The organism is Tautonia marina (assembly GCF_009177065.1).
In the GTDB taxonomy this organism is placed as follows: Bacteria; Planctomycetota; Planctomycetia; order Isosphaerales; family Isosphaeraceae; genus Tautonia; species Tautonia marina.
Genome location: NZ_WEZF01000015.1, coordinates 184,587 through 192,104, shown reverse-complemented (window position 1 = coordinate 192,104; position 7,518 = coordinate 184,587). Strand labels below are relative to the sequence as shown.

At 65.4% G+C, this 7,518-nt stretch carries 6 protein-coding genes; 4 read left to right on the top strand and 2 right to left on the bottom strand.

Translation table 11 applies throughout. The annotated features are described in order from the left end of the window. Positions 1-363: 363 nt before the first annotated feature. Complete coding sequence (locus GA615_RS18500; RefSeq protein WP_152052790.1) at positions 364-1,422, top strand: substrate-binding domain-containing protein; 1,059 nt, start codon at positions 364-366, stop codon at positions 1,420-1,422. 132 nt (positions 1,423-1,554) lie between these two features. On the opposite strand, the gene GA615_RS18495 is transcribed toward GA615_RS18500, so the two are convergent. Together GA615_RS18495 and GA615_RS18490 are read right to left on the bottom strand one after the other, a co-directional pair. Further along, positions 1,555-2,424 carry a lipase family protein gene (locus GA615_RS18495; RefSeq protein ID WP_201750232.1) on the bottom strand — a complete coding sequence of 290 codons (870 nt, stop codon included), beginning with the start codon at positions 2,422-2,424 and terminating at the stop codon, positions 1,555-1,557. Then, positions 2,421-3,176, bottom strand: a complete 756-nt coding sequence (locus GA615_RS18490; protein ID WP_152052789.1) for a hypothetical protein — start codon at positions 3,174-3,176, stop codon at positions 2,421-2,423. Before GA615_RS18490 ends, GA615_RS18495 begins: the two co-directional genes overlap by 4 nt. A 434-nt stretch (positions 3,177-3,610) precedes the next feature. Here GA615_RS18490 and GA615_RS18485 point away from each other — a divergent pair, with 434 nt between their 5' ends. The 3 genes from GA615_RS18485 to metG all read left to right on the top strand — a co-directional run bounded on the left by GA615_RS18485 (position 3,611) and on the right by metG (position 7,429). Then, entirely contained in the window at positions 3,611-5,152 is a 1,542-nt protein-coding gene (locus tag GA615_RS18485; protein ID WP_235905538.1) for a sugar ABC transporter ATP-binding protein, read from the top strand. Positions 5,153-5,304: 152 nt separating this feature from the next. Next, complete coding sequence (locus GA615_RS18480) at positions 5,305-5,583, top strand: hypothetical protein (RefSeq protein ID WP_152052788.1); 279 nt, start codon at positions 5,305-5,307, stop codon at positions 5,581-5,583. A 193-nt stretch (positions 5,584-5,776) separates the two neighbouring features. Further along, on the top strand, positions 5,777-7,429 hold the full coding sequence (metG, locus tag GA615_RS18475; protein WP_152052787.1) for a methionine--tRNA ligase: 1,653 nt from the start codon (positions 5,777-5,779) through the stop codon (positions 7,427-7,429). Positions 7,430-7,518: the final 89 nt, after the last annotated feature.

Below are 7,518 nucleotides of genomic sequence, written 5' to 3'. Positions count from 1 at the left end.
CGCAAAGCTTGCAAATCGTCGAACCCGTCCCTGCTCGCGTCGTCACGATGCCTCGCACAGGTGAGAACAGGCCGCCCCTTCGAGCGGCCCGCGTCAAGGTGTGACTCACCGGCGACAAGGGAGATGTTACCAGAGGATTGACCGGCGTCAACACCCTGCCTGAAATTGTGAGGAAATTGTGGCGAAAAGGTGAGAAATGGTCGGGACTTACGGATCGAGGCATTTTCAAACGCGCTTCTTCTTGCGTGTCCGGAGCGGCGGCTTGACCGGCCGCTCCGGCCCGTTCTACGATGGCGGCTCATGTGCAATTCATGCGCGGGGCGTTCAAACCGAACAATCGAGAGACAACGGAGGGCGATCGCCATGATCGGTCGATGCTGGGGATTGCTGGCGCTCGTCGCCGTGCTGGGTGGGATTGGTTGCGGGGTGGCTCCGGAGCAGGGGGGAGAGGGAGCGTCCTCAGCGGGGGGGGCGTCGGGATCGGACGGCGTCGCATTTGTGGGCTTTGATGGAAGCCCGCCGCTGGTCGAGGCGCTTCGCGACGGCAAGATTCAGGGGCTGGTGCTTCAGAACCCGCATCGGATGGGTTATCTGGGGGTCAAGACCCTGATCGACCACCTGGAAGGGCGGGAGGTCGAGGCCGAGGTTTCGACGGGCGAGACGCTGGCGACCCCTGAGAACATGGATGAGCCGGAGATCGCCGCCTTGCTCAACCCCGAGAAGCTGGAGCACGGGGCCAACGCCAGTCTTTCGGGCGAGAAAACGCGCACATGGCGCGTGATGGTCATTCCCAAGGGGACCACGCACGAGTTCTGGCAAACCATCCACGCCGGGGCCAAGACGGCCGCCGACGAGATGGACGCGGAGATCCTCTGGAAAGGGCCGCAGAAGGAAGACGACCGACAGCAGCAGATTGAGTTGGTGCAGAACGCAATCGCGCTGGGGGTCGATGGCATTGTGCTGGCGCCGCTGGATGCGAGGGCCCTGGTTGGCCCGGTCGAGCAGGCGGTGGACCGGGGGATTCCGGTGGTCATCATTGACTCGGCTCTGAACTCCGATAAACCGGTCAGCTATGTGGCGACCGACAATTACAACGGCGGGGCTTTGGCAGCGCGTCGGCTGGGGGAACTGCTCGAAGGGCAGGGCAGGGCGATCTTGCTGCGCTACGCGGTGGGCTCGGCCAGCACCGAGCAGCGGGAACAAGGGTTCCTCGACACGATGCAAAGCGAGTTCCCGGAGGTCACCTTCGTCTCCGACGACCAGTACGCCGGGGCCACGGCGGCGACCGCGTTGGAGAAGTCGCAGCAACTGGTGACGCGGTATCGGGGACAGGTGGACGGCATCTTCGCGCCGAACGAGTCGAGCACCTTCGGAATGCTCCGGGCGCTGGAAGGGGCGGGGATGCTGAAGGGGTCACCCTGAGCTTGATGGGGCACGGAGCTTTGTCCCAGCGTCAACGCCGCCATCGCCCGCCGTGGGGTGACGAGGCCAGGGCGCGACCTTCCCGACGAACCCCCGCGCGAGGGTTCGTCGATGCCGAGGAGAGGCGGAGCCTCAGGAGCCGAACCGTTCGCCAATGAGCTTTTGATAGTTGGTGATGTCGTGCGCGGCGATCCGATTGAGCAGGAAACCCCAGACCTCGTCGATCGCGGTCGCGTCGAGGCCGGCCTGGGCGACCTTGCCCCCGAGCTGCTGCATGGCCGAGAGGGTCGCGCCCGAAGCCTGGCCGCCCAGGCGGACCTCGTCGAGGCAGTGGTTGTAGAGGTTGGCGATCAGGCTGATCGCCGGGAGCAAGGGCACGGGGTCGGGGTCGTCGATGTAGCGGTAGATCTTGCCCGGAAACTCGCGGCGGAAGGCGTCGGCCGCCTCCTTGTTGCCGACCATCGGCGCCCCGAAGGTAACAACCTGGTGGACGTCGAGGAAGTTTTGCTGGAACCGCCAGGCGGCGAGCAGGGCCAGCGAGCCGCCGAGGCTGTGGCCGGTGACCCACAGGGGCCGGGCCGATCGCTTGAACTCGGCCTCGACCGCTGCCAGCAGCGGGTCCCAGATCTCGGCCAGGGCCTCCATGAAGCCGCGATGGAACCGCGCCCCGACGCCCGCGGCGGCGAAGTCGGTGCCGATGCGGCCTTCTGGGAGGACCAGGAAGTTGTTCGCGTTGGTCAGCAGCCAATCCTTGAAGCCGTCGAGGCTGGTGGGGGCCTCGGACCCTCGGAAGGTGACGACCAGCTCCGACGCACCCGAGCCGACGTAGGCCTGCGTGTTGTCGACGCTGATCAGCGTGGCCTCAAGGCCCAGCTCGTCGCGGAACAGGGGTTCGGCCCTGGCCTCGGGCAGGTAGGCGAGTTCGCAGGCACGGGCCAGATAGAGGGCGTTGTGGTCGTCGCCCGACCTGCTGGGGTCGAGCCTCATCGGGGAGGTGCTCATGGGGGGCTCGGCTCCGATTCCGTGTCGGGTCGGTCGTCCTGGGATGGATCTCCACCGGCGACGGCATCCCCCTCGGGGGACGGGTCGGGCGGGGCAGGGGCCGGGGGCCTCGGCAAGACGCGGCGACCGGGCTTGGCCGCGACCCAGGCGGCGAGGGTCTCGGGCGAGACGGCGGTGCCCCGGACGTCGAGGTTGTCGATCGACTCCTTATTTGCCAGGTGCTCGCGGAACCCCTCGTCGGTGATTTGGGTGCGCGCCATCCTGAGCGCCTCCAGGGCGGGGCGCGCCGCGATTGTTGCCAACGCCTCGTCGGTCACGGCCGAGTCATTGAGGTCCAGCTCGCGCAGGGTGTCCATGCCGTCGATGCCGGCGACGACCTCGTCCGTCACATCGGGGTTGGCCATCTGGAGGACAACCGCGTCGCGTCGGCTCGCCAGCGCCGCATCATAGTCGCTGGCCGGGCGGTCCCAGCCGGTGAGGGTGAGATGCCGCTCGCCGTCGACCTGGCGATCGAGGGGCCCCAGGTCGATCTGCGCTCGCAGCCCGGTCCAGGCCAGGGGGATCGCCCCGACAACCAGGCCGATCAGCAGCAGCCCGAGCGGCCACCGGAGGCGATGCCATCCCTTCACGACGGCGATCACGAACAGGACTGCCAGCCAGACCATCGCCACGGCCAGGCAGGCCACGGCGACGAAGAAGATGCCGATGGAGATCGAATCGAATCGGGCGACGTCGGGGAGGTACGGATTCATCGAGAAACGTCCCGCGGTTTTGCCTGCGTCGGACGACTGATCTTGCCGTCTTCGGCCCTCGTCCGGACCCCGCGTCCGGCCCGTCGCCTCGCCGGCCTCGGTCGCCGGGGCCACATTGTACCGGCGGTCCGAGTTCCAATTCCACAGGCCTACCGATCGCAATGGACTCCCTCGGCGAGGCCCTGGCGGCGCGTCGGCTGGGGGAACTGCTCGGAGGGCAGGGCAGGGCAGGGCAGGGCGATCTTGCTGCGCTACGCGGCCGGGGGCCAGGGGGTCCGTTCCAGCCTGGCGACGAGTCACAACTCTAAAGACGGGAAATCAAACCACTCCGCTGTCGTCAGGGCATAAACGCCGCCATACGATGGTCAGTGGTCTTCGGCCAGGTGAAGGGCCGAGTCCGATTGGCGGATCAATGACAGCGATGCAGGTGAACCGTGGACGCAGCACCAATCGAAACGAAGAAGAATCTGCCCGTGCGGCCCTTGCTGGCGATGCGCAATGTCGCCAAGCGATTCGGCGCCAGCCGGGCGCTCGATGGCGTGTCGATCGACCTGTATCCGGGGGAAGTGCATGCCTTGATCGGCGAGAACGGGGCGGGCAAGAGCACCTTGATGAAGGTCTTGAGCGGGGCGTATCGGCCCGACGAGGGAGAGATGAGGCTGGACGGGGAGCCGTATGCGCCGAGGGGGCCGAGGGAGGCGCTGGCGAAGGGGGTGGCGATGATCTACCAGGAACTGGCGATCGCGCCGCACCTGTCGGTCGAGGCGAACGTGATGCTGGGGCAGGAGCGGACGAGGCTGGGGATGGTCCGCAAGGGGGAGCATCGCAGAATCGTGCGCGAGGCGATGAAGATGCTGGAGCATCTGGATATCAGGGCCGAGGCGAGGGCCGGATCGTTGAGCGTGGGGGCGCAGCAGTTGATCGAGGTGGCGAGGGCCCTGGTGTGCGAGGCTCGGGTGATTGTCTTCGACGAGCCGACGAGTTCGTTGACCGAGCGGGACGCGGAGCGGCTGTTCGCGGTGATCGACCGGCTGAAAAGGCAGGGTCTGGCGATCGTTTATATCAGTCATTTTCTCGAAGAAGTGCAGCGGGTGGCGGATCGGTACACGGTCTTGAGGGATGGCAGGGCGGTCGAGCGGGGAGCGATGAAGGGGGCGGCGCTGCGAGGGATCATCGCGGCGATGGTGGGTCGGGATCTGACCGAGATGTTCCCGAAAGTGCCTCACGAAGCGGGGGAGCCGGTGCTCGACCTGCGGGGGCTGGCCGGGCGTCGCTTGCCGAGGTGGGCGGACCTGACCTTGCACCGGGGGGAGGTGCTGGGAATTGCCGGCTTGGTGGGGGCGGGTCGGACGGAGTTGCTGAGGGCGATTTTTGGGCTCGACGAGGTGCGATCGGGGGAGGTGACGATCAAGGGGCACTCCGGCTCGGTGGCGGCAAGTCCGAGGCGATCGATCCGTGAGGGGATCGGGTTTCTGAGCGAGGATCGCAAGGAGGAAGGGCTTGCGCTGGGGCGGTCGGTCGAGGAGAACCTGACGCTTTCGGCCCTGGGGCGTTATGCGCGATTCGGATGGCTGAGGCTGGGATCGCGGCGGCGAGAAACCCGGCAGTGGATCGAGGCAATGCGGATTCGGACGCAGGGGCCCGATCAACGAATCGGGGCGCTTTCGGGGGGGAATCAGCAGAAGGTGGCGCTGGCTCGACTGCTGCACCAGCAGGCCGATGTGCTGTTGCTCGACGAGCCGACCCGAGGGATCGATGTGGGGAGCAAGGCCGAGATTTACCGGATGATCGGCAGCCTGGCCGCCGAGGGAAAGGCGGTGATCATGGTCAGCTCGTACTTGCCCGAGCTGATGGGAGTGTGCGACCGGATCGCCGTGATGAGCCGAGGGGTGCTCGGCCCGGCCCGTCCGGTCGAGGAATGGACCGAACACGCGATCATGGAAGACGCGACCGGCGGAACCGCCCCGATCGGCTGACGGCTCAGAATTGAATTAGACTTTTCCGACACGTTTGAACGGAATGACGGTTTGATTTTTGCTGCGACGTTTCGTTGATGGCGTTTAACGTGGAGGTCTCTGGGAGAGTCGGTCCCGCCCAGAGACGAACGAGCAGCCCTGGAGCCCTCGGCATGGCCACTTTCCGCAGGGTCAAGACGAGTGCGGCAGTCAAGGTGCTGGGCGTTTCGCTGGGAGAAACGCCGCTGTCGAGCATTTTGTGCTTCTCGTGCGATCGTGAGATGACGCTCCATCAGCCCGACGACGGGTTCCCGGAGCGAATGCTTTCGACCTGCGCTCACTGCCGGCTGTGGTATCTCTGGGATTTTGATACCGATTCCGACGAAGCGGTGGTGGTCTTGCTGCCGGATCGCGATTACTTCAAGTCGATCGCCGGGGGCTCGGGGGCCTGATCCTGCCGAAGACGTTTGGCTCAAGCCGTTGATGGTTGGTGAGCCGACCGCCCGACTTGCTAGAATGATCGGCTTGACGGCGAAGCGAACGCCGCCTCCTCCCCGCGTGTCGGACCATCTCCGGCCGGCACGGTCCGCGCCCCGGGCGAGTTGCAAACCGCGGGGCCGTCGCTTTGATGGATCGAACCGAATCATGAGCCAAGCCTCGACCTTCTTCATTACCACCGCGATCGACTATCCGAACAGCCGACCGCACATCGGCACCGCCTTCGAAAAGATCGGCGCCGACGTGCAGGCCCGCTTCCGTCGCATGGAAGGCTTCGACACCTATTTCTTGATGGGCAACGACGAAAATACGATCAAGGTCTCGAAGCGAGCCCAGGAGTTGGGGGTCGAGCCGCAGCCGTACGTCGATGACATGGCCGAGCAGTTCAAGGCCGTCTGGCGAGCGCTCGACATCTCGTTCGACGACTTCATCCAGACGAGCGAGGCGCGGCACCACGCCGGCTGCCGCCAGTTCATTCAGGCAGTGTACGACGCGGGAGACATCGATAAGCGGCCGTATCAAGGGCTTTATTGCGAGGGGTGCGAGGAGTTCAAGACGGCCAAGGAAGCCGTCTCCCCCACCGGCCAGGAGTTCAAGACCATCGAGGAGGTCCAGGCCGCCGGCGGCACCTGCCCGAACCACCCGAACACCCCCTTGAAGATCGTCGAGGAGGAGAATTACTTCTTCAAGCTTTCGGAGTTTCGAGACCGCCTGCTCGCCCACTACGAGGCGCACCCCGAGTTCATCCAGCCCGAAAGCCGACGCAACGAGATCGTCAACCTGGTCAAGTCGGGGCTTCAGGATGTCTCGATCAGTCGGAAAGGGTTCACCTGGGGCATTACCGTTCCGTTTGACGAGGAGCAGACGATTTACGTCTGGTTCGACGCGCTGTTGAACTACATCACGGCGCTCGGTTACGGCAACGACGACGCGAAGTTTCAGCGCTACTGGCCAGCCGATACGCATGTGATCGGCAAGGACATCACCCGGTTTCACTGCGCCCTCTGGCCGGCGATGCTCATGTCAGCGGGGTTGCCTCTGCCGAAGGCGGTTTTTGCTCACGGCTTCGTTTACCGCAAGGACGACGCGAGCGGCGTCTTGCAAAAGATGAGCAAATCCATCGGCAACATCGTCGAGCCGATGGACCTGATCCGCCAGTTCAGCAGCGAGGGGTTCCGCTACTACTTCATGAGCCAGTGCCCGTTCGGAGGGGACGGTGAGTTCTCGTTCGAGCGGTTCGCCGAGACGTACAACACCGGGCTGGCCAACAACCTGGGGAACCTCTACAGCCGCACCCTGACCATGTGCCTGAAGTACTTCGACGGGTCGCTCGACGGCTCGGCGGCCATTGATCCGACCACCTGGCGGGCCGAGCTGGATTTGCCGAGCCTGGTGGAAGACCTGCGCGGCCTCGTCGGATCGTTCCAGTATGCGACGGCGTTGCAGCGGATCTGGCTTGAGGTCCTCGACGCCGCCAACCGCTACATCGAGGCCACCCAGCCGTTCAAACTCGCCAAGACCGATCTTGAGGCCACGAAGGTCGTGCTCGTCAATCTGGCCGAGGCGCTCCGGGTCGTCTCGATCCTGATCAAACCCTTCCTCCCCCGCACCGCCGAGACCTTCTACGCCGCCTTCAACTTCGGCGAGGCTCAACCGTGGGACGCCGTCTCGTTCGCCAGCGCCGCCGAGCGTCCGGCCGGCCCCGACCTGCGAGTGACCGCGCCACTGGTCAACGGGAAGGTCACCCCGCTGTTTCCGAAGATCGACCTGAAGGCCGACGCTCCCGCCTCGGGCTCGTGAACCGGCAGGACGGCGGCGGTTCGAGGCCAGGCCCGGGAACCGCCGCGTCCCGATCAGTGGGAACGATGGAGTCTGACACCGGGTCGGAG

Excerpts from the sequence above, each read along its gene's own strand:
- metG (WP_152052787.1), top strand. The coding sequence starts at position 5,777 with ATGAGCCAAGCCTCGACCTTCTTCATTACCACCGCGATCGACTATCCG.
- GA615_RS18490 (WP_152052789.1), bottom strand. The coding sequence starts at position 3,176 with ATGAATCCGTACCTCCCCGACGTCGCCCGATTCGATTCGATCTCCATC.
- GA615_RS18500 (WP_152052790.1), top strand. The coding sequence starts at position 364 with ATGATCGGTCGATGCTGGGGATTGCTGGCGCTCGTCGCCGTGCTGGGT.
- GA615_RS18480 (WP_152052788.1), top strand. The coding sequence starts at position 5,305 with ATGGCCACTTTCCGCAGGGTCAAGACGAGTGCGGCAGTCAAGGTGCTG.
- GA615_RS18495 (WP_201750232.1), bottom strand. The coding sequence starts at position 2,424 with ATGAGCACCTCCCCGATGAGGCTCGACCCCAGCAGGTCGGGCGACGAC.